At 65.4% G+C, this 25205-nt stretch carries 1 protein-coding gene; it reads left to right on the top strand.

The genetic code is table 11. The annotated features are described in order from the left end of the window. Positions 1-378: 378 nt before the first annotated feature. On the top strand, positions 379-24918 hold the full coding sequence (locus tag ACQP2U_RS03805; protein WP_433713412.1) for a non-ribosomal peptide synthase/polyketide synthase: 24540 nt from the start codon (positions 379-381) through the stop codon (positions 24916-24918). Positions 24919-25205 lie beyond the last annotated feature (287 nt).

Consider the following 25205-nt stretch of genomic DNA (forward strand, 5'->3'; position numbering starts at 1 on the left):
CGGGCCCGAGACACCACCTCCGGCATAGCTCATGGCTATGGGTCGCTAGACTGTTCGAGGAAGCTGTCAGATAGCTGTTGCATGTGAGCCTGTGTTGCTTTGCCAGATGTTCGAAGTGTCCGACTTTTCAGATTTCGAGATGCTGGGAGACGTCGACAAATGGGAGTTTTGGGGTTCCGTCGCACTAGAACGTCGGCGCCCGAGTTGATTCCGGGCGCGGACTTGGAGAGCCGCACGCTGTGCTGACCGGCGCGCTCCAGATCAGAGATATGGGCGCTGCTTCGACCTAGATGATGTGCAGATACAGGAAATTTCGGGCACGGGTAGGGGTGTGGTCTGCCGTGTTCCAGTGCCTCCGAGTCTGAGTGAGAGGTTGAGATGGATCTGAAGTCAGCCGAAACTGCCGACCCTCAGCTGGATTTGAAGGTAGCCGAAACTGCCAGCAGTCAGCTGGATTCGAAGTCAGCCGAAACTGCTGATCCTCAGCTGGATCTGATTCCGCTATCGCGGGCGCAGTACGGCATGTGGCTCGCGGACAACCTCTCGGGCAGGCCGGCGGTGAACATCGCACACTACATCGAGATCGAGGGGCCGATCGACGTCGACGCATTCACCAAGGCGGTGAATGACGCCGCTCAGGAAACCGAGTCGCTTGGTGTTCGGGTGGTTGAATTGAACGGCGTCCCATATCAATTCGTCGACCGCAGCATCACGTTCGACGCGTCCGTGCTCGACCTCAGTGGCGAGGACGATCCGTTGGCAGCGGCAATGGAATGGATGCGGCGCGATTACAGCACCAAGGCTATGGATTTGAGCCGTGACCGGCTCACCGCGATGCGGCTGATCCAGGTCGCTGAAGATCGGTACCTGTGGTACGCGCGTGCCCATCACCTCGTCGTTGATGGCTACGCCGCGTTCAACGTCGTGACCCGGATAGCCGAGCACTACAACGCCTTGCTCGAGGGCCGGCCGGTTGTACCTCTGAAGGCGGCCGGGTTGCGCGACATCATTGAGGCGGAGCGCGCCTATCGAGCTAGCTCGCGGTTCGACACCGACAAGGCATACTGGCTCGACAAGGTTGCCGATCTGCCGACGCCGACAAGTCTTTCCGGCCGCACAGCCCGGTGGAGCAAGGTCGATAATGTTGCGAGCCTGCAGCTTCCGTCGCGATTGTCCGACATGCTCGACCGTTTCTGCGACGACCTCCACGCATCGCCCGCGCAAGTGGTCATCGCAGCCTTCGCTGCGTTCCTCGCCCGGATGACCGGTACCGACGATGTGGTGTTGTCGATGCCGGTAAGCGGTCGTGTGACGAAGCGTCTGCGCAATGCTGCCGCGATGTTGGCGAACATGGTGCCGATTCGGTTCACTATGGACGCGACGACCACTGTGGAGCAAATAATCCACGCGTCCGTGTCTGAGCTCGTCTCCGCGATGCGGCATCAGCTTTATAGGTTCGAAGATCTGCGTCGCGATTCGAATGCGTTGGACGCGTCGGCGAACTCGTTCGGTCCGATTGTCAATATCCTCTTCTTCGACTCGGAGATTCGCCTCGGGTCGGCCCTCGGCCGCTATCGGGCACTGACGTCGGGTGCGCTGGATGATCTGCAGCTGAATCTGTACCGTTCCGGAGCCGACGCGCCACTGCTGATCGAACTTCACGGCAATGCGAATTTGTACAGCCAGGATGAACTCGATGCGCACACGGGTCGGTTCGTCGCTTTCTTGCAGCGATTGATGGATTCGCCGATCGCAACCTCTTTGGTCGAGATCCCGATTGTGGACGCCGCCGAAGAGGCGCGCATCGTTGGGCAGCTCGCCGGGCGTGACGGCGCAACAGGCACAGCGACGCTCGTAGATTTGCTGACGCGGCAGGCCGCCGCTACACCATCGGCAGTGGCCGTCACTTCGGGGGAGACCGCCCTGACCTATCGCGAGCTGGACGAGCGATCCAACCGGTTCGCCCGCACGCTCATCGCTCTCGGGGCCGGGCCGGAATCACTGGTAGCCATCGCGATGCCACGGGACGCCGATCTCATCATCGTCACGCTGGCCGTCCTGAAGTCGGGCGCGGGGTACGTGCCGTTGGACGTCGCGCATCCGGCTGACCGGCTCGAATATGTGCTGAACGACGCCGATCCGATCGCCGTCGTGACTACGGGCAGTATGCGCGAATACCTGCCCAGTGATCCCGGACGTGTGGTGCTATTCGACGGCGCGGTCGGCGACGAGTCAGCAGCGCCGATCACGGACGCCGATCGGCCGAGCCCACTGTGCCCCGACAACGTCGCATACGTCATCTATACCTCCGGATCGACAGGTAGGCCCAAAGGCGTGGCGATCGCCCATCGCGCCGTCGCGACGTACCTCGTGAACGCGTGCGCTGAGATCGGCGTCCGGACTGAAGATGTGTGGACATTGTTCCATTCGTTCGCGTTCGACTACTCGGTGTGGGAGATCTTCGGCGCATTGGTCAGTGGTGGCCGAGTGGTCGTCGTGGACAGCCTCACCACACGCTCACCGGACGATGTCGTGCGCTTGGTGGCGCTCGAGAAGGTGACCGTCTTCAACCAGACGCCATCCGCGTTCCACCAATTCGCCGTGGCGCGGCAGCGTTACGCGGACGCCGGTGAGCCCGACGGTGAGCTTTCGGTGCGACTGGTCATTCTCTCGGGCGAACGTCTCGACCCGGCGGGGCTCGCGGACTGGTACGGGCACAACCCGAAGCTTCCTGTGCTGGCCAACAGCTACGGCATCACCGAAACCACGGTCTTCGTCACCTACCTCGGCCTGACACCGCAGATCGCGATGCCGGGGGCGCCGAGCACGATCGGCCCTGCGCTGCCGGGGCTGCGCACATATGTACTGGACGAACGATTGCGCCCAGCGCCACTGGGAGCCTGGGGTGAGATCTACGTCGCCGGAACGCAACTCGCGCGCGGCTATCTCAACCGGCCATCACTTACTGCCGGACGGTTCGTGGCCAACCCGTTCGGCGAGCCGGGCGAGCGACTCTATCGCAGCGGCGATATCGCACGATGGAATCACAAGGGTGAGCTGGAATACCGCGGCCGTGGCGATCAGCAAGTGCAGCTGCGCGGGTTCCGCATCGAGCTCGACGAGATCCGTAACGCACTGCTGACCCACGGCGCGGTCTCAGCGGCAGTCGTCATCGTGCATCTGCCCGGCACGGAAGCGGCCCGGCTCGTCGCCTATGTCGTGCTCACCGGCGAAATTGCCGCTTTGGCCGACGCCCTGCGCGCGCACGTCGCGGCGACGCTGCCGGAATACATGGTCCCAGCCGCCGTCGTGGAGTTGTCCGAGTTGCCGCTGACCGTCAACGGCAAGGTCGACTATCGGGCGCTGCCCGAGCCGATCTTCGATTCGGCCGCGGCCTACGTTGCGCCGAGCACCGTTATGGAGGAGACGATCGCTGATGTCTTCGCCGAGGTGCTGGGCTTGGAGCGGGTAGGCGCGCGGGACAGTTTCTTCGAACTGGGTGGCAATTCGCTCACCGCGACCAGCGCTGCCGTACGGATCGCAGAGCGGACACGATCCGATGTGTCGGTCCGGGATCTGTTCGGCAAACCGACCGTCATCGAACTCGCCGCACACGTCGACGCCGAGCACCGCCCCGGCCGGCTCGCGTTGCGCGCGCAGCCACGCGTCGAGCCGATTCCGTTGTCGCCGGCGCAGAACCGCATGTGGCTGATCAATCAGGTCGATCCCGCCTCGGCGGCCTACAACATTCCAGTGGTGGTTCAGCTGAGCGGCCGTCTCGACGTCGCTGCGCTGCACGCGGCCCTGACGGATGTGATCGATCGGCACGAATCCCTGCGCACCGTCTATCCAGTCGTGAATGGAGAAGGGACACAGGTCGTTCTGCCGACCGCGCACGTTGTCGCGGGTCTCGATCTGTCACCGGAACCGATCGACTCCGCCGACATCACGCATCGGCTCCGTGACTTGGCGTCGACCGGGTCCGACGTGCGTACGAGTCCCCCGATCCAGGTCACGCTTCTCACGTCCGCGGACCGGCGTCGGCATGTGCTGGTTATCGTCTTGCACCATATCTGCTGCGACGGATCGTCGCTTCGACCGCTCGCGGCCGATGTTGTGACGGCCTATGAAGCGAGGTCGGAAGGAAAGACGCCGGACTGGCAGCCCCTGACGGTGCAATATGCCGACTACAGCATCTGGCACCGCCGCTTGCTCGGTGACGAGAACGATCCGGAGTCTTTGGCGGCACGTCAGTTGTGTTTCTGGGCAGCGCAGTTGGCGGGGATGCCGCCGTTGCTGGAGCTGCCCACCGACCGTCCGCGCCCTGCTCACCAGTCCATGCGCGGCGACGTCGCCGACACCGTGGTACCGGCCGAAACCTTCGCCGGGATCGAGCGGTTGGCTCGCACAGCCAACGTCACTACTTTCATGGTCGTCCATGCCGCCCTGGCGGTTGTGCTGGCCCGGCTCTCGGGCTCGCAGGACATCACCATCGGGACGCCCGTCGCGGGCCGCGGCGAGCGGGCGTTGGAACCGCTCATCGGCATGTTCGTGAACACGGTGCCGCTGCGCACCCAGGTGCGTTCCGGCGAATCGTTCACCGCGTTTCTGGCGCGGGTCAAAGAGATCGATGTCGATGCCTTTGCCAATAGCGACCTGCCCTACGAACGCGTAGTGGATGAAATCGATCCCACGCGGTCGACCGCGCATGCCCCGCTGTGTCAGGTATATCTCGCGTTCGAGAACATGGACCGCCCGCGTCTGGAGTTATCCGACCTCGCAGTCGAGGTCCTGGATCCTGGGCCGCAGCCGGCGAAGGTGGACATCATCGTCACCGTCGCCGAAAACACCGCCGCAGGAGGCGATGTCGCACTGCGGATCAATTACGCCACGGATCTGTTCGATCGGGCGACGGTCGAGGAGCTGGCCGCGCGGCTGAATCGGGTACTTGATGCGGTCGTGTCCAACCCGCAGGCCCGGTTGGGTGGTGTGAATGTGCTGTCGCGGGGCGAGCGAGCAGGGTTGGTGCCCGCGTCGGGTGGCCATGCCGAGGCACCGAGGGTGTTGGCGGAGGTGTTGTCGGTACGGGATCTGGGCGCGGCGGCAGTGGTTTTCGGCGAGCGCACGGTGTCGTACGGGGAGTTGGATGCCTGGTCGAACCGTCTTGCGCGGCAGTTGATCGGGTGGGGGGTAGGCCCGGGGGATCAGGTCGCGTTGGCGATGGCGCGGTCAGTGGAGTTCGTGGTGGGGATATGGGCGGTGACCAAGGCGGGCGCGGCGTTCGTGCCGGTTGATCCGAGAAATCCGGCCGATCGGGTCGCGCTCATGGTGGCCGATGCCGATGTCCAGGTGGGGATCACCGTCGAGGCCGCCCATGACCTGCTTCCGGATTCTGTCCGGCAGTTGGTGCTCGACGATCCAGACACCACGGTCTGCATCGCCTCGCAGTCCTCGGCGGCGGTGACCGATGCAGATCGGGTGCGGTCCTGCCATATCTCGGACACGGCGTATGTGCTGTACACCTCGGGGTCGACGGGGACGCCGAAGGGTGTCGCAATCACCCACCAGGGATTGGCGAATTTCGCAGCCGAGCAGCGGGAGCGCTACCGGGTCGACAGTTCCTCGCGGGTATTGCAGTTGGCGGCACCGGGTTTCGACGCGGTTGTTCTGGAGTTGCTGATGGCTCATGCGAACGGTGCGGCGTTGGTGGTGTCGCCGCCGGAAGTCTTCGCAGGGCAGGACTTGGCGGAATTGATTCGGGCGCAGCGGGTGTCCCACGCATTCGTGACGCCGAGTGTGCTGGCGACGATGTCGCCGGCCGGCTTGGATTCGCTGCGGGTGCTGGTGGCCGGTGGGGAGGCGGTGTCGGCGGAGACGGTCGCGGTATGGGCACCCGGTCGGCAGCTGTTCAATGGGTACGGGCCGACCGAAACCACGATCATGGTCGCGATCAGCGACCCGTTGGGTGTCGGAGACCGTGTCACCATCGGTGGCCCGATTCGTGGTGTCGAGGCCGTGGTACTGGATACCGACCTGAAGCCGGTGCCGGTCGGCGTGACGGGACAGCTGTATGTGTCCGGAGCGCAGCTGGCCTGCGGATACCTCAACCGGCCGGTCGCTACGGCCACCACCTTCTTGGCCAATCCGTACGGTCCCCCTGGTACCCGTATGTACCGGACCGGTGACCTGGTCCGCTGGACACCGCAGGAAACTCTGGAATACCTCGGTCGCACCGACTTCCAGGTCAAGATCCGGGGCCAGCGCATCGAGCTCGGCGAAATCGAGGCCGTCCTCGCCGCGCACCCCGACGTGGCGGTAGCGGTAACGGTGGGCTTCGCGACCGACGGCGGGTCGAGACTGGCCGCCTACGTCGTGCCGATCGACACCGTCGATACAGCGGAGCTGCTGGGCTACGCTGCCCAACGCCTGCCGTCGCACATGGTCCCGGATGTGGTGATGGTGCTCGACACGCTGCCGCTGTCGTCGGTGGGCAAGATCGACCGTGCGGCATTGCCCGAGCCGGTATTCGCCGCCACCACGATCGAATTCGTTGCACCTCGCGATGCTGCCGAGCAGATCGTCGCCGACGTGTGTGCCGCGGTGCTAGGGATCGAGCGCGTGGGCGTCTTCGACAGTTTCTTCGATCTGGGCGGAAACTCGTTGTCGGCCACTCGGGTAGCGGCACAACTGAGCGCTGCGTTCGGTGTCGATGTTTCGTTGCGCGCGATCTTCGATGCGCCGACCATCGCCGCTTTAGCGGAGAATCTCCGGACCAGCGATGCGGCGAGACGGGAACCCCTTGCGCCGCAGGAGCGCCCGGCCCGAATCCCGCTGTCGCCCGCGCAGGCGCGCATGTGGTTCCTCAATCAGTTCGACACGAGCTCTGCGCTGTACAACATTCCGATGGTCGTCCACATGTCGGGAGACCTCGACGTAGCCGCCATGCACGCGGCAATCGCGGATGTGCTCGACCGGCATGAATCCCTGCGAACCGTCTACCCGGACAGCGACATCGGACCCCACCAGGTGGTCGTCTCGGTGGAGACGGCACTGCCCAGGCTGGCGCCGTTGCCGGTCGCGGCGAGCGAGGTCGAGGCGCACATTGCCGCGGAGGTGAGCGCCGGGTTCGATGTCACAACCGAGGCTCCGTTCCGGACCACCTTGCTGCGCAGCGCACCCGACGACCACACCCTGGTGCTCGTCGTCCATCACATCAGCTTCGACGGGTCATCGCTCGCGCCGCTTGCCGCAGATCTGATGACCGCGTACAAAGCCCGCGCCCGGCAACAGGTACCGCAGTGGGCGCCGTTACCTGTGCAATACGCGGATTACGCTCTGTGGCAACGAAAATTGCTCGGCACCGAGAGCGACCCGCACAGCCAGACCGTCGCCCAAATCGACTACTGGCGCGCGGCTCTCGCCGATTTGCCCGAGGTGCTCGACCTGCCTACCGATCGCGCGCGGCCGGCGAAACAGTCGTTCCGTGGTGCGACGGTGTCGATGACGGTGCCCGCGGATCTCCACCGTGAAATAGTCGCCTTGGCCCGCCGCCACGATGCGACGGTCTTCATGGTGATGCACGCGGCTTACGCCGCGCTGCTGGCGCGGCTGTCGGGAACCGGTGACATCGCGGTCGGCACACCGATCGCCGGCCGCGGCGAGCCTGGACTCGATGCTCTGGTCGGAATGTTCGTCAATACGCTGGTATTGCGGACACGCATCGAGCCTGCCGCGTCCTTCCTGCAGGTACTCGATCAAGTCCGGGCCACCGATCTGGCCGCCTTCGAGAACTCCGACATCCCGTTCGAGCGGCTCGTCGAGGTGCTGAATCCGCCGCGCACGACAGCACATGCGCCGTTGACCCAAGTCGGATTCTCGTTCCAGAACATCGAGATCCCGACGGTGGGGTTCGAGGGCCTGACGGTTTCGGCCCGGATGGTTGATCCGAGCGTAGCCAAGTACGACCTGCTTCTGAATCTCGTCGACGCGCTGGGGCCGGACGGTGAACCGGGCGATATGGCAGTCGAATTCGGTTATGCGACAGATCTGTTCGATGAGGCGACGATCTCCTCGATCTTCGACCGTTACCTGCACCTGCTGCAGGCAATCGTCGCCGATCCCGCCCGCGTTGTCGGTGATATCGATCTACTGACCGTGAAAGAGGCGCGCGAGCTGACCGCGCGGTCGACCGGGGAGATTACGCATCCTTCGCCGGCGACGATCGCACACCTGTTCACCGCACAGGCGGCAGCGACCCCGGAGAGCACCGCAGTGGTAGATGCAGAGGGTGGCGGCGGCCGGCTCAGTTACCAGGAATTCGCGGCGAGGGTGAATTCGCTGGCACGCGCGCTGATCGGACAGGGCGTTGGCCCGGGAACCGTTGTTGCCGTCGCGATGCGTCGCTCCGTTGATCTGCTGACCACGTTGTACGCAATCCATGCGGCGGGCGCGGCCTATCTGCCTCTGGATCCGGATCACCCAGTCGACCGGGTGCGCGCGGTCCTCACCGACGCGATGCCGAATGCTGTCCTCACTCGGCCGGTCGACGAGGCGAATTTGCCCGATGACGTGCCGGTGTGGACGTTAGAGCAGTTCGGTATCGAGCACGTGGATACGTCGGAGGTGGCCGACGCCGACCGGACCCGGGCTTTGCGCCCAGACGATCTGGCCTATGTCATCTACACCTCGGGTTCGACAGGCGTGCCGAAGGGTGTGGCGGTAACGCATGCCGCGGTGGTGAATCAACTGCGGTGGCTGCGGGATCAGTATGGGCTCGGCGGCGACGATGTCATGCTATTGCGCACGCCGTTCACCTTCGACCTGTCGGTCTGGGAGCTGTTTTCCGCATTGACCTGCGGCGCGGCGTTGGTTGTCGCAGGTCCCGACGCACACGGCGACCCGGCCGCTGTGGCCCGCCTGATGGCCGAGTATCGCGTCACGACCATGGATTTCGTGCCCTCATTGCTCTCCGCATTCATCGAGCAGGCCGCTGGGCACGAGTTCCCCGACCTGCGGCAGGTACTGTGCATCGGCGAGGCGCTGCTGGCCGATACCGTTCGCCGCTTCCGAGAACTGAGCTCGGCGCGCATCGACAACCTGTACGGGCCGACGGAGGCCGCGGTCAGCGTCACCTACCACCGCATCGACGCACTCGACGGCGTCGCAGTGCCGATCGGCGCCCCCGAGGCGAATGTGGTTGTGCGCGTTCTGGATTCGCGGTTGCGTCCGGTTCCGGTCGGGGTTACCGGTGAGCTTTACCTGGGTGGGATCCAGCTGGCTCGCGGTTACCACGAACGTCCCGGTCTCACGGCAGCGACGTTCGTCGCCGACCCCTGCTCCGGTGCGAGCGGATCTCGGCTGTACCGCACCGGCGACCTGGTCCGCTGGGACGCGGATGGCGGCCTGCGCTATGTCGGCCGCGCCGACACCCAGGTCAAGATTCGCGGTCTGCGGATCGAACTCGGTGATATCGAAGCCGCGCTGATCGCCCACGAGCAGGTGAACGCGACCGTCGTGCAGGTGCGCACTGATCACGGTGAGCAGCGCTTGGTGGCCTACGTGGTGGCCACAGAGGCGTTGGATGTCAAAGGGGTCCGGAGCTTTCTGCTCGAACGGCTGCCGGCGTATATGGTGCCGACGTCGCTGATCCGGATCGACGCGATCCCGCTCACGACCAACGGCAAGGTCGACTACCGAGCGTTGCCGGTGCCGGATCCGAGAAACCAGGAAGCCGGGTATCGCGCGCCGCAAGGACTCGTCGAGCAGGCGGTCGCCGGGATCTTCGCCGAGCTGCTCGATCGCCCGGAGATCGGCGCGGACGACAACTTCTTCGACGTGGGCGGAAATTCGCTCATCGCGACGCGCGCGCTGAGCCGGATAGGCGATGTCGTCGGCGTGGCGGTACCGGTGCGGGTGATATTCGAGGCGCCCACCGTTGCCGACCTCGCCGAACGTATCTCGCGGCTGCGTGCGGTGCCGAACCTGCCGGAGCCGACTCCGAAGCCGCGTCCGGACCGTGTTCCACTGTCGCAGGCACAGGCAAGGATGTGGTTCCTCAACCAGTTCGATCCGGATTCACCCGGATACGTTGTGCCGCTGGCGATCCGACTCGACGGTGTGCTCGACATAGATGCCCTCACGGCGGCCGTCGGTGATGTGATCGAGCGGCATGAGAGCCTGCGCACGGTGTATCCGGCTGTTGATGGCACACCCACGCAGGTTGTGCTCGACGCGGCCGACGTTGTCGAGACCTGGGATCTCACGCCGCAGCCGGTCGGTGAGCGCGCGCTGTCGGACCGGTTGGCCGAGTTCTCGGGTGCCGGATTCGACGTGTCGAAGGGCGCGCCACTGCGTATTGCGTTGTATCAGCTGTCCGACCAGTCATGGGTGGTTGCGTTGGCCATCCACCACATCAGTTGCGACGGCTTTTCGGTAGCGCCATTGGCTGCCGATATCGTGACCGCCTATCGTGCGCGGTCCAGTGGTAACCCGCCGGACTGGGCTCCGCTGGCCGTGCAGTTCGCCGATTATGCCCTCTGGCAGCGGGAGGTGCTCGGCTCGGCGGACGACCCGGACTCGTATGTGGCCCGCGACATCGGCTATTGGCAGACTCAACTCGCGGGCATCCCCGATGTGATCGAATTGCCGACCGATCGGCCGCGGCCGATTGTGCAGACACAGCGTGGTGCGGTCGAGCATGTCACGATCCCCGGTGAGCTGCAGGGCCGATTGGAGGCGCTGGCGCGGCGGGCCGAGGCGACGACGTTCATGGTCGTGCACACGGCGCTGGCAGTATTGTTGTCGAGGCTTTCGGGCAGCGACGACATCGCCATCGGTGTGCCACATGCGGGCCGCGGTCACCGATCACTCGACAACCTTGTCGGGATGTTCGTCAACACATTGGTGATGCGCACCCGGGTCACGATGGATCAATCGTTCTCGAGCCTGCTGAACCAGGTGCGGCGCACGGATATCGAGGCATTCGACCATGCCGCCGTCCCATTCGAGCAGTTGGTCGAGGCAGTCAATCCCGCGCGGTCGACGGCCCACACGCCGTTGTTCCAGGTCATGCTCGCCTACCAGAATATGGTGCAGGCGCGTGTCGAACTTCCGGGCCTCACCGTCGAGAACGTGGATCCGGGCGACAGTGCCGCGATCTACGACCTGCTGCTGATGATGACCGAGGGGCACGGCGCCCACAACGAGCCGACCGGCATGACGCTGCGCCTGACCTATGCCACGGACCTTTTCGACGCGGACTCCGTACGGCGTTTCGCCGAACAATTCGTGCGGGTACTCGACGCCGCCGCGACCGATGCCGAGGCGGCGGTCGGCGCGATAGAGCTGCTCGATGCCGCCGAGCGGCACCTGGTGCTGGAGCGATGGAACGACACCGCGGCTCCCGCCGCGACAGGCCGGACCCTGGTTGACGCCTTCGACCAGCAGGTCACCCGTACCCCGGACGCTCCGGCTATCCGCGTCCCCGACGGCGCCGTGTTGACCTACCGTGATTTCGACACCCGCGTCAACCGTGTCGCCCGATGGCTCATAGCGCGCGGTGCGGGTCCGGAAACTGTTGTGGCGGTGTGTATCCGGCGATCGATTGAGCAAATCACGGCGCTGTATGCGGTGGTGAAGGCGGGCGCCGCCTTCCTTCCGATAGATCCGGATCATCCAAGCGCGCGAATCGCTGATGTGCTGAACGCGGCGCGGCCGCTGATGGTGCTCACCACGTCGGCGGACGGCGAGGAACTTCCGGATGGATTCGCGACCGCGCGGATCGATCGAGTGGACGTGGCCGGTCTTCCCGATGGTCCGATCACCGATTCGGAGCGCCGTGCGCCGCTGCGGCCAGCCAATGTGGCCTACGTCCTGTTCACCTCCGGCTCCACCGGTGTTCCCAAGGGCGTCGCGCTGACCCATGCCGCGACCGTGAGCCAGTTGGCGTGGGCACAGCAGCAGTGGCCGCACGACGCCTCCGACATGGTCCTGTACAAGACACCGATCACGTTCGACATCGCGGTATGGGAGTTGTTCTGGCCGTTACAGACCGGTGCGCAGATCGTGGTCGCCGAACACGACGGGCACCGCGACCCGGCGTACCTTGCCGGTGTCATCGCGCGACACCGCGTCACTACCGTGCACTTCGTACCCTCGATGCTCGACGTTCTCCTCGAAACCACCGCTGTCACGGAGCTGCCATCGATCCGGCGAGTACTCGGTGCCGGTGAGGCGCTCGCGCAGCGCACCGTCGACGCCGCGGCGCGCGTGTTCACGAATGCCGAGGTGGTGAACTGGTACGGCCCGGCCGAGGCGGAAGTCGTCACGGCTGCACGCTGCTTGCCGGGTGTGACGACCCGTGCGATGGTTCCGATCGGTACGCCGGTATCGGGCATGCGGGTCTACGTCCTGGACTCGCGGCTGCGGCCGGTGCCGGTGGGTGTGGTCGGCGACCTGTACATCTCCGGTGTCCAGCTGGCGCGCGGTTATCACGCTCGCGCCGACCTCACCTGCGGTGTATTCGTAGCGAACCCGTTCGGTGCGGCGGGTGAGCGACTCTATCGCACCGGTGACCTCGCCAGGTGGACGAAAGCTGGCGAACTGGATTACCTGGGTCGCAGCGATTTCCAGGTCAAGGTCCGCGGTCAGCGGGTGGAACCGGGGGATATCGAAGCGGCGCTGTCCGCGCTCCCGGATGTCGCACGCGCCGTCGCTGTCGCCACCGCCGAACACATCGTCGGATACGTGACGCTCGTATCCGGTGCGGTGACCGATGGACGCGCGATTCGCGGCCAGCTCACCCGCTCACTGCCTTCGTACCTGGTTCCGGCCGCTGTACAGGTGCTCGATGCGATGCCGCTGACACCGAACGGCAAGCTCGATCGAGCTGGCTTGCCGCAGCCGGTGTTCGACGACGGCGAGGAATTCGTGCCGCCTCGCACCGAATACGAAGCGGCCCTTGCCGAAATCGTCGCCGAGCTTACGGATATCGACCGAGTGAGCATGACGGCGAACGTTTTCGAAATCGGGGTCAACTCGCTTACCGCCGCCCGCATCGCGGCGCGAGCCGCCGCGGCGCTCGGCATCGATGTCGGCATCCGCGATGTCTTCGATGAGCCGACGATCGCCGGATTGGCCCAATGCCTCGGCGAGCGAACCGGTTCCACCGCGGTTCCGCTGGCAGCCCGGCCACGCCCGGCGGCGGTCCCGTTGGCGGCGGCGCAACGGCGGATGTGGTTCCTCAACCAGTTCGACACCGCTTCGGCGGCATACAACATCTGTTTCGCGGCCCGGTTGACCGGCGGGCTGAGTGTCGATGCATTGCGGGCGGCATTACTCGATGTGGTATCCCGGCACGAGCCGCTGCGCACACTGTATCCCGCTGTCGACGGTGAACCGTGTCAGGTCGTGCAGGACGTCGCGGCTGTGGCCAGGGGCCTGGTGTTGGATCCCGAGCCGGTCGCCGATGAGGCGGAGTTGGCCGATCGGATTCGGCAGGCCGTCGGGACGGGTTTCGATGTCGCGGAATCGGTGCCTGTGCGGGCGCGGCTGTATCGCACCGGCGCCGACGAACATGTGGTCGTGGTCGTGGTCCATCACATCGCCGCCGACGGCTCGTCGATGGCACCGCTGGCCCGTGATGTCTTCGCCGCCTACCAAGCGCGTGTGAATGGCGAAGCGCCGCAGTGGGAACCACTGGAAGTCCAGTACGCCGATTACGCGATGTGGCAGCGCGAGATGCTCGGCACCGAAGACGATCCGGCGTCGCTGAGCGCGCGGCAGACCGCCCACTGGACCGAGGTTCTCGGTGACGCCCCGGAACTGCTCGACCTGCCGACCGATCGGCCACGGCCCGCCACTATGTCGATGGCCGGTGGCATCGTCCGCTTCGCGATGTCGGCGCGGCTGCACGATGACATCGTGCGGCTGGCACACCGCGAGGGCGTCACCGTGTTCGTCGTGCTGCACACGGCATTGGCGATCCTGTTGGCGCGCACCGCGCACAGCGAGGACGTTACGGTCGGCACCCCGGTCGCCGGTCGAGGCAACCAGGCGCTGGAGGATCTGGTCGGCATGTTCGTCAACACCGTGGTGTTGCGCACGCGAATCCGCGAGAACCTGTCGTTCCGGGAACTTCTGGCCCAGGTGCGCGACGTGGACCTCGAGGCCCTCGCACACGCCGATGTGCCCTACGAACGACTGGTCGATGTCCTCGACCGTTCCCGGTCGACCGCGTATACGCCGCTGTATCAGGTGATGTTCGGGTTGCAGAACATGCGCGCGGCCCGGTTCGAGCTGCCCGGTATCGATGTCGAACTGCTCGACCCCGGCTTGGCGCAGGCCAAAACCGACCTCACCGTGCTGGTGACCGAACGCATCGATGGCGAGCGGCCTGCTGGCATCGACGGCGAGATCACCTACGCGACGGACCTTTTCGTCGCATCGAGCGCGGAATCGTTCGCCGAGAGGTTCGTCCGTGTCCTCGAAACGGTCGCCGCCGATCCGGAGCGCGCGGTGGGCGACATCGATTTGCTCGGTGTCGTGGAGGCCGAACGATTGGTCCCGGCACGTGGTGGTGCGACCACGTCGCCGTGCCTGCTGCCTGAACTGCTGGCCGAGGCCGTCGCAACGGATCCGGCGGCGATCGCTCTGATCGGGGAGACCGAGACCCTCACCTACCTCGAGCTCGATCACCGGTCCAACCAGCTCGCCGGGCACTTACTCGCCCGAGGGGTCGGACCGGGGGTGTTCACGGCGCTGGCCGTGCCGAGGTCGGTCGATTACCACGTCGCCATGTGGGCGATAGCGAAGACCGGTGCCACGTTCGTCCCCGTGGATCTGCGATATCCCGTGGAGCGGATTGCGCACATGGTGAACGATTCCGGTGTCACCGTGGGGATCACAGTTGCGGCCGCACACACCTCCCTTCCGGAAGATGTCGGATGGGTGGTGCTCGACGACCCGGATGCGGCCGCCGAGATCGCGGCGCAACCGGGCCAGGCCGTCACGGATGCAGATCGCCCCCGCGCATTGCAGATTCGGGACGCGGCGTATGTGATCTACACGTCTGGTTCGACCGGGACACCGAAGGGTGTCGTGGTGACGCATGCCGGATTGGCCGGATTCGCGGCAGAGGAGCGGGTGCGTTATCGCGTGGACGCCACCTCGCGTGTACTGCAAGTGGCGGCGCCCGCCTTCGACGCGGTGCTGCTCGAAGCGTTGATGGCGTGTGCGGCCGGCGCTTGCCTGGTCGTGTCGCCGCAGGAGGTGTTCGGCGGCCCGGATTTGGTCGCACTGGTCCGCGCGCATCGGGTGACGCACGCGTTCCTGACACCCAGCGTGCTGGCGACAATGGCACCTGCGGACTTCGCGTCGGTGCGGGTGCTGGCGGTCGGCGGCGAGATGGTCTCGGCGGACCTGATCGAGGCGTGGGCGCCGGGGCGGCAACTGCACAACATCTACGGCCCGACGGAGACGACGATCGTGACCACGATCAGCGATCCGGTACAGCCGTCCGATGTGATCAACATTGGCGGTCCGATCCGTGGTGTCGAGGCTGTGGTGTTGGACTCGCGGCTGCGTCCGGTGCCGGTTGGGGTGACAGGGGAGTTGTACCTTTCCGGTGCCGCATTGGCGCAGGGCTACCTGAATCGCCCTGCCGCGACAGCAGGTGCGTTCGTGGCCAATCCCTACGGCGAGCCGGGGTCACGGATGTATCGCACCGGCGACATCGTGCGCTGGATGGCGAAGGGTGCGCTGGAATACATCGGCCGCATCGACTTCCAGGTCAAGATCCGTGGCCAGCGCATCGAACTCGGCGAGATCGACGCCGCACTGCTCTCGCATCCGAAGGTGACTGCTGCTGTCTCAGTGAGCCATAAGGGATCCGGTGGGCAACCGATGCTCGTCGCATACATCGTGGCCGAACCCGCATCCGTCGTCGAGCCGAGCGCCGTGCTCGATCACCTCGCCGCGGTATTGCCTGCCTACATGGTGCCATCGACGATCACCGTGCTCGACCACATGCCGCTCGCCTCGACCGGCAAGGTGGACCGAAAAGCCCTGCCGGAACCCGTTTTCGAGATCGATGACGACGATGCCGTCGCCGCGGCGACCGAACTGGAACGCACTATTGCCGCCGCCTTCGCGGACGTGCTCGGCATCGCGTCGGTGGGCGCGACGACCTCGTTCTTCGCGCTCGGCGGTGATTCCATCATGTCGATCCAGTTGGCATCGCGGCTGAAGACAGCGGGTGTCATCGTGACGGCTCGCGATATTTTCGAGCGCAAGTCCATTCGGGGGCTCGCACAGGTCGCCGCGGCCGCGGAACGGGTGTCGATGGCGGAACTGCCTGGCGGTGGTGTGGGCGAAATCCCCTTCACGCCGATCGTGTCGTGGTTTGTCGAGCGGCTCGGGCCAGCCGATCGGTTCGCGCAGTCGATGCTGGTGCGCTTGCCGAGGGACGCACGAGTCGGTGATGTGACCGCGACCGTGCAGGCGGTGCTCGACCAGCACGACATGCTGCGCTCGCGGCTGCGCGAACGGTGCATGGAGGTGCTTCCCGTGAGCGCGGCCGATGCCGCTGGCTCGGTATTCGTCCGAACGTTCCGGGTGCATGAGGTGCCGGGCAGCGACGGTTTCACCGCTGTGGTGGAAGCGGCGCTGGCCGAGGCGTCCGACCGACTCGATCCCGCCGGGGGGCGGATGCTGCAGGTCGTGTGCCTGCTTCCCGAATCGGGCGTCGAAGCCGATGCCCGCGCCCTTATCGTGATTCATCACCTGGCTGTCGACGGGGTGTCGTGGCGGATCCTGCTGCCCGACTTCGTCACCGCCTGGCAGCAGATCAGCCAGGGACGCGCGGTCGAGTTGCCGACACAGGGCACATCCATGCGGCGGTGGGCACACGCGTTGAGCGCCGCCGCGGCCGCCCGCCGCAGCGAGTTCGAGCTGTGGCAGCGGATGAGTGCGGCGCCCGATCCGCTACTCGGGAGTGCGGAATTGGATCCCGCCGTGGACACCCAGGCGACGGTGCGGCATCTGACGGTGTCCATCCCGACCACAGTGACCTCGGCGTTGCTGGACACGGTGCCGCGAGCCGTGCGCGGCAGCGTCGATGACGCGCTGCTGGCCGGTCTGGCCGTGGCGCTGGCCGGTTGGCGCCGCCACCGCGGCATCACGCACCTGGGTATGAAAGTCCTTTTGGAAGGACACGGCCGCGAAGAGCAGATCGCCGCGGGCGCTGATATCTCACGCACCGTGGGCTGGTTCACCAATGCGTACCCGGTCGCGCTCGACCTCAGTGGAATCGACTGTGCGGACCTGCGCGCGGCAGTGAAGTCCGTCAAGGACCAGCTGCGCGAAATCCCCGATAAGGGCATCGGTTACGGCCTGCTGCGCTATCTGAACACCGACACGGCCGACCGGCTCGCGTCGGCGTCCCAGCCGCAGATCAGTTTCAACAATCTCGGCCGGGCCGGCGTCGACCTCACATCGCTGTCGGGCCTCGCGTGGGTCCCGACCGACGAGCGGTTCGATCGGCGGGCCGCCTTCGATCCGGATATGCCTGCCGCAGCGGTGGTCACGATCGACGTGAACATCGTGGACACCGCGGCCGGACCTGAGCTGTCGGCACATGTCGGCTACGCCTCGCGGTTACTCGAACACGACGATGTGGCCGAACTTGTCGACGGATGGGTCGCCGCCGTGACCGAAATCGCCGGCATCGCTCATGCAGACGACGAATGGGGACTGTCGCGGACGGATGCTCCGCTGGTCGACCTCACGCAGCGCGATCTGGATATGTTCGCCGATCGGTATGGTCGGCTGAGCGAGGTATGGTCGCTGGCGCCGCTGCAGGAGGGTTTGCTGTTCCACGCCGAATTCGCGGCGGGCCAACTCGACGTCTACACGGCGCAATCGGTGCTCACTCTTACCGGTGCGGTCGACGAGAATCGGCTCGAGCGTGCCGCGAAAGCCTTGCTTGGGCGGCATCCCAACCTGCGGGCCGCGTTCACACGAACGGCCGATGGTGTTCCGGTGCAGGTTATTCCGGCTGCCACCACGGTGTGCTGGCTCAGCGTCGATCACTGTGGCAGCACAAGGGAATTGGAGGAGTTGATCGAAGCCGAGCGGGCGGTCGTGTTCGATCCCGCCGACCCGCCGCTGCTGCGGTTCCTGCTTGTCGCCGTTGGCTCGCACGAGTTCCGGCTGGTGTTGACGGCGCACCATCTTCTGCTCGACGGCTGGTCGTTGCCGCTGCTGTGGCGTGAATTGATCAGTTTGTATGCCGTGGCCGCACAGTCGGAGCTGCTTCCCCCGGCGACCTCGTACCGCGACTATTTGGAATGGCTGAGCCTGCGCGATCGCGCCACCAGCATCGAGGTGTGGCGGGACGCGCTGCGGGACATCAGCGAGCCCACATTGATTGCGGATCCACACACGGCGACGACCGCGGACATCCCGATCGATCTGCCGATCGTGCTCGATCGTGCCGCGACGGCAGAGTTGGTGAAATTCGCGCGAGAACGAGCGGTGACGATGGCGACGATCGTGCAGTTCGCCTGGGCTGTGGTGCTGGGCAATCTGCTCGGTGTCGAACGGGTGGCCTTCGGCGGCACGGTATCCGGCCGCCCGGCCGAACTGCCGGGCGTCGAGTCGACGATCGGTCTGTTCATCAATACGATTCCGGTCGCCGCCGATGTGCGGCAGGATCTCCCGATCGAGGACGCGCTGCGCCTATTGCAAGCGAATAACACCCGTCTGCTCGACCACCACTACCTCGAACTGTCACAGATCATGGTGGCCGCGGGCAGCAGCCAACTGTTCGACACTCTGGTCGTGTTCGAGTCGTATCCGGTCGACAGCAGTGGCCTGGGCGATGCCGACATCGACGGTATGCGGGTGGTCGCGGCGGATGGCCGCGACGCAGCGCACTACCCGATCACCGTGCAAGCACACCACACCGACGAGTTGCACGTCCGAGTCCGCTACCAGCGGGCCCGCGTCGATGAGGTGACAGCGGCTGGTCTCGCGGCCCGTCTCGAGACTGTGCTGCGTGCGGTGACGACCGATCCGACCAAGCGACTCGGTGCGATCGATCTGTTGTCCGCGGACGAGCGGCGCGAGCTTGTACCTGGTTCCGGTGGCAGCGCAGTGGCACCGTGCGTCATGGCGGAGCTGCTGTCGGCGGGCGTGGCGGTCGATCCCGATGCGGCGGCCGTTGTTTTCGGCGGGCGTACCGTCTCCTACGCGGAATTGGATGCCTGGTCCAACCAAGTGGCGCGGCAGTTGATCGCGTGGGGCGTCGGCCCAGGGGATCAGGTCGCGCTGGCGATGCCGCGGTCGGTGGAATTCGTGGTCAGCCTGTGGGCGGTGACCAAAGCGGGCGCGGCGTTCGTGCCCGTCGATTCGCGGAATCCGGCCGAGCGCGTCGCGCACATGGTGGCAGATGCCGAGGTGCAGGTCGCGGTCACGGTCGAGGCAATGCGGGAGCTGCTGCCGGACGCGGTGCGCCCGCTGGTCCTCGATGACGCGGACACCGCGAAGTCGATCGCCCTGCGATCGGCGGCCGACGTGACCGCCGGTGAGCGCGTGCGTACGCCGCACATCCGAGATGTGGCCTACGTGATCTACACCTCCGGCTCGACCGGAACGCCGAAGGGCGTCGCCGTCACCCACGAGGGGCTGGCGAATTTCGCAGCCGTGCAGCGGGACCGGTTCGGTGTGGACACTGGTTCGCGAGTGCTGCAGGCCGCTGCTCCGGGCTTCGACGCGATGGTCCTCGATATGCTGCTCGCCCACACCGCCGGTGCCATGCTCGTGGTGCCGCCGCCAACGGTCTTCGGGGGCGACGAGCTTGCCGAACTGATTCGCGCACAGCGGATTTCGCATACTTTCATTACGCCTAGCGTGCTGGCGACGATGTCGCCGACCGGTATGGATTCGCTGCGGGTACTGATGGCCGGTGGAGAGGCGGTGACACCGGAAACGGTCGCGACGTGGGCGCCGGGCCGGACCCTGTTGAACGGGTACGGTCCGACCGAAGCCACGATTCTGGCTGGTATCAGTGCTGCGCTGCTCCCGGGTGGTGAGGTGACCATCGGCGGACCGATCCGAGGTGTCGAGGCTGTCGTGTTGGATGCGTGGTTGCAGCCGGTGCCGGTCGGGGTCGTAGGCGAGTTGTACCTCGCGGGTGTGCAGCTGGCGCGCGGATATGTGAACCGGGCCCCGGCTACAGCCGGTGCATTCGTGGCGAATCCATTCGGTGCGGCCGGTTCGCGCATGTACCGCACCGGCGATCTGGTCCGCTGGACACCGGAGCACACGCTGGAATACCTCGGACGGCGCGATTTCCAAGTGAAGATCCGCGGTCAGCGCATCGAACTCGGCGAGATCGAAGCTGTTCTGGCCGAACATCCCGGGGTCGAACACGCGGTCGTGCTGTTGCGGAAGGACCAGCGCGGCATAGATCGTCTCGTCGGCTACCTTGTCGTCGGCGAGGATGTGGATCCGGACGAGGTTCGGGCCACCGCGCGGTTGCGACTGCCCGCGCACATGGTGCCCGACGTGTTCATGGTGCTCGCCGAGATTCCACGCACAACGTCCGGCAAGCTCGACCGCTTGGCGCTTCCCAGCCCGGAATTCTCAGCCGGTCGGAAATGGGTCGCGCCACGCACCGACGCGGAGCGGCGCATCGTCCACGTGTTCGCAAGCGTGTTGGGCGTCGACAGCGTAGGGGCGACGGACAGTTTCTTCGACCTCGGTGGCGATTCGCTGTCGGCGACACGGGTGACTGCCCAGTTGAGCACGGCACTCGGAGTGCGTATCGGGGTCCGAGACCTGTTCGAGGCACCCGTGGTCGCCGAACTCGCCTCCCGCCTGCAGACTTTCGACCGAAACACCCGAATGCCACTGACGCCGCGACTGCGGCCCCCGCTCGTACCGCTGTCACCGGCGCAGCAGCGGATGTGGTTCCTCAATCAGTTCGACACCACGGTCGGCGCGTACAACATCCCGCTGGTGATCCGGCTGCGGGGCGAACTCGACACCGATGCGCTGCGGCGCGCGTGCGAACTGGTCATCGACCGCCACGAGTCGCTGCGGACCAAGTTCCCGATGACCAACGGACAGCCGTATCAGGTTACGGTCGCCACGGATGAGATCCCATCCGTACCGACTCCCGTCCGGGTCGACGAAAAGCATTTGCTGGAACGAACAATCGCCGTAGTCTCGACGGGCTTCGATGTGCGCCAGGCACCCCCGTTACGTATCGAATTGTTCGCGGTCGATGACCGGGACCATGTTCTGGTCATCTGCGTGCACCACATCTGCGCCGACGGCCAGTCGATGATGCCGCTCGCGCGGGATGTAGCACTGGCCTACGAGGCGAGTAGGCAAGGGACAGAACCGATGTGGCCGGCCCTTCCGGTCCAGTACGCCGATTACGCGCTGTGGCAGCGGGAAGTGCTCGGCGCGGCGGACGACCCGGACTCGGTCATGTCCCGGCAGTTGCGATTCTGGAAAGACACCCTCAACGGATTGCCCGAGCTGCTGGAACTGCCGACCGACCTGCCCCGGCCACCGGTAGCGTCCATGCGCGGCCGCGCCGTCGATTTCGAGCTTCCCACGCAACTGCACGAACGGATCATTGCTGTCGCACGCGCCGCGAACGCCACAGTCTTCATGGTCCTGCACGCCGCGCTGACCGTCCTGCTGTCCAAGCTGGCCGGCGTCGACGACGTCGCGATCGGCACCCCGGTGGCTGGCCGTGGCGAGCGTGAGCTCGATGATCTGATCGGTATGTTCGTCAACACGCTGGTATTGCGGTCACGGGTGCGGACCAGCCAGCCGTTCGCCGAATTGCTCGCCGCGACCCGTGACACGGACCTGGCGGCGTTCGCGCATGCGGAAGTTCCCTTCGAACAAGTCGTGGAAGCGATGAATCCGCCGAGGTCGACTGCGCATCTTCCGCTGTATCAGGTGACCCTCGACGTCCAGAACCTGAGCAAGGCCGCGTTGGAGCTGCCGGGGCTCAGCATCGAGCCGCTGGAAAACGGCTTCGAGCAGGCACAGGCGGATCTGAGCATGAAGCTGGTCGAGCAGTTCGATGATCGAGGCCGTCCGGATGGCGTGGTGGGTCGGCTCACCTTCGCTACCGATCTGTTCGTCGAAGAGACGATGACTCGGGTCGCACACGCATACATACAAATTCTGGAGGAGGTGACCGCGAATCCGGCGGGTGCGGTCGGCGATATCGAGATCGTCGATGCGAAGCAGCGCCGCGAATTGCTCGACTCGGCAGGGGAAGACGGCGTCGTGGTCGCCGACGCGACGCTCGTGGATCTGTTCGCTGCCCGAGTCCTGGCCCAGCCGGATGCGGTCGCGGTATCCGACGGTGCGTCACAGTTGACCTATGCGGAGCTGGAGCGGCAGGCCACCCACGTAGCGGCTCGGCTGATCGAGCAGGGAGTCGGGCCGGAATCACTGGTGGCCGTGGCGTTGCCGCGCTCGATCGAGTTGGTCGTGGGCCTGATCGCGGTGGTGCGAGCGGGCGCTGGGTATCTGCCACTGGATGTTGCGTATCCGCCGGACCGATTGCGGTTCATGCTCGACGACGCACGTCCGGCCGCGGTGTTGACATCGGTCGAGATGGCATCGGCGGTGCCGCAGTACGCCGCGCCGGTGGTGCTTATCGAGGATAGTGCGGACGCGACAGCGGACGGCTGCGATCCGGTGCCGCCGAACCTGCGACTGGACAACGTGGCCTATGTGATCTACACCTCAGGATCGACCGGCCGCCCCAAGGGAGTGACGGTCAGCCACCGCGAAGTGGTCACGTTGTTCGCCAACACGGCCGAACGCTTCGATTTCGGCCCGGACGACGTGTGGACGATGTTCCATTCGTACGCCTTCGATTTCGCGGTATGGGAAATGTGGGGAGCACTGCTGTCCGGTGGCAGGCTGGTCGTTGTCGACTACCCCACATCCAGGTCGCCGGAGGCGTTCGTGGATCTCGTGGCCCGAGAGCGCGTGACAGTGTTGAGTCAGACCCCGTCGGCGTTCTACGGGTTCGCCGCGGCAGAGCGTGTATACCGCGAATCCGGTTGTAGTGCTGGCGAACTCACTTTGCGCTACGTCGTATTCGGCGGCGAGGCACTGGATGGGTCCCGCTTGACCGGGTGGTTTGCAGCGCACGAGCCGGGATCGCCGCGACTGACCAACATGTACGGGATTACCGAGACGACGGTACATGTCACGTTCACCGAGATCGGTGGGACCGACGTGGCCGGGATCGGATCGCCGCTTCCGGGGTTGCGCGTATACGTGCTCGACGACAGGCTGCGCCCGGTGCCGATCGGCGTCGGCGGGGAGATCTATGTCGCCGGTGAGCAATTATCGCGAGGCTACCTGGGGGCCCCGGCTTTGACGGCGGGACGATTCGTGGCCAATCCTTTCGATCCGCAGGGTGGCCGGTTGTATCGGACCGGCGATGTCGGCCGGTGGAAGAAGACCGCCACCGGGCTCGAGTTGAACTACGTTGGCCGGGCCGACGCACAGGTGCAGTTGCGTGGTTACCGCATCGAGTTGGGCGAGGTGGAGTCGGCACTGCTGCAGCACCCGCACGTGACGCGGGCCGCCGTGGCGGTGCACCGCCACGCCTCGGGTGTCGATCAGTTGATCGGTTACGTCGTGGGCATCTACGGCCAACTGATCGATCCGGGCCAGGTCCGGGAGGTCGCTGCCCAGATGCTGACGAGCTACATGGTGCCCTCGACAGTGATGGTGTTGCCCGATCTGCCGTTGACGGTCAACGGCAAGCTCGATCGAACCGCATTGCCTGCTCCCGATTTCGATGTATCGGTGGACGAGTTCGTCGCTCCGCGGACCCACACCGAGAAAGTGATCAGCGACGTTTACGCGCAGGTCTTGAGCGTCCAGCGAGTCGGGATATCGGATGGGTTCTTCGACCTGGGCGGCAATTCGCTGCTGGCCACGATGGTGGTCACCGAACTGCGTGCTCGCGGTGTGACGATCGCGTTGCCATGGATGTTCGATGATGCGACACCGAAGGCCCTGGCGCGCAAGGTCGATGAGGCCGAGGGCGGCTCCGGTCTGGAGGTACTGCTTCCGCTGCGTGCCAGCGGCTCGAAGCCTGCCGTATTCGGTGTGCACCCCGCCGGTGGATTAGCGTGGTTCTACGGCGGCGCGGTCGAACATTTGGACAAGGATCGACCGGTATACGGCTTGCAGGATCCGCACGTCGTGGCGGGCGAACCACGCGCTGAGTCCGTGAATGAATTGGCCGAGCGGTATGTGGCCGAGATTCGCCGAGTACAGCCGAGCGGACCGTACCATTTGCTCGGCTGGTCGTTGGGCGGGCAGATCGCGCATGCGATGGCGGTAAAGCTCCAACGCGATGGTGAGCTCGTCGGAACGCTGGCCATGCTGGATACCTCCGTCGACCCAGCGGATCTGTCGGCCGCCTCGACGATCACCACCGTGGCCGAGCCCGCTCCGGGACAGCTGATGGCGGACCTGCTCGGCGGTTGGCGGGAGCTGTTCGACCTTGGTGACGCGGTGAAGGTGGACACCCATGACCAAGCGTGGGCAGTCATCCGTGACCAGGTGATCGGCACGGGGCTGTTCACCGCCGAACAGACGGACCGAGTGATGGAGAGTTTCGAGACAGCGGGCAAAATCGCGGCCGATCACCGGCCAGAAGTGTTCGAAGGAGACTTGGTCTTCTTCACCGCAGGCAAAGACCGTATGGACCACGACGCTCTCGTGCAGGCGTGGCGCCCGTACGTGACAGGCAACCTTCACAACAGGGTTGTCGACGCACGCCACCTCGAGCTCAGCCACCCGCATGCTATGGCCGTCGTCGGCCCGATCCTGGAAAGGTTTATGAACGAATGCTGATCACGGTCCAACCGGCTCCGACTCAACGCCGACGGTTGTCTCGACGAGCTGGCCATGGTTCGGATGCGGGGAAGGCGACTGTGGTCGGCCTGAGTTGTGCTGCGCCCAGGCCGACCGGTCGAGCTCGAGTTCACCCGGCTGGGTAATGGTCAGCTCGACCGCGATGGTCGCGCCCTTCGCCACAATCGGCTATGTATCGCCACAACTGGTAGTAATCGGCGCACGCGAACTTGCCATGCGGTCGACACACTTCTGTATCCGCCTCGGCTGGAGATATCCGGTGAATG

The organism is Nocardia sp. CA-084685, from assembly GCF_050955785.1.
In the GTDB taxonomy this organism is placed as follows: Bacteria; Actinomycetota; Actinomycetes; order Mycobacteriales; family Mycobacteriaceae; genus Nocardia.

Bases quoted from the DNA above. Each gene is read 5' to 3' on its own strand.
- ACQP2U_RS03805 (WP_433713412.1), top strand. From the start codon at position 379: ATGGATCTGAAGTCAGCCGAAACTGCCGACCCTCAGCTGGATTTGAAG.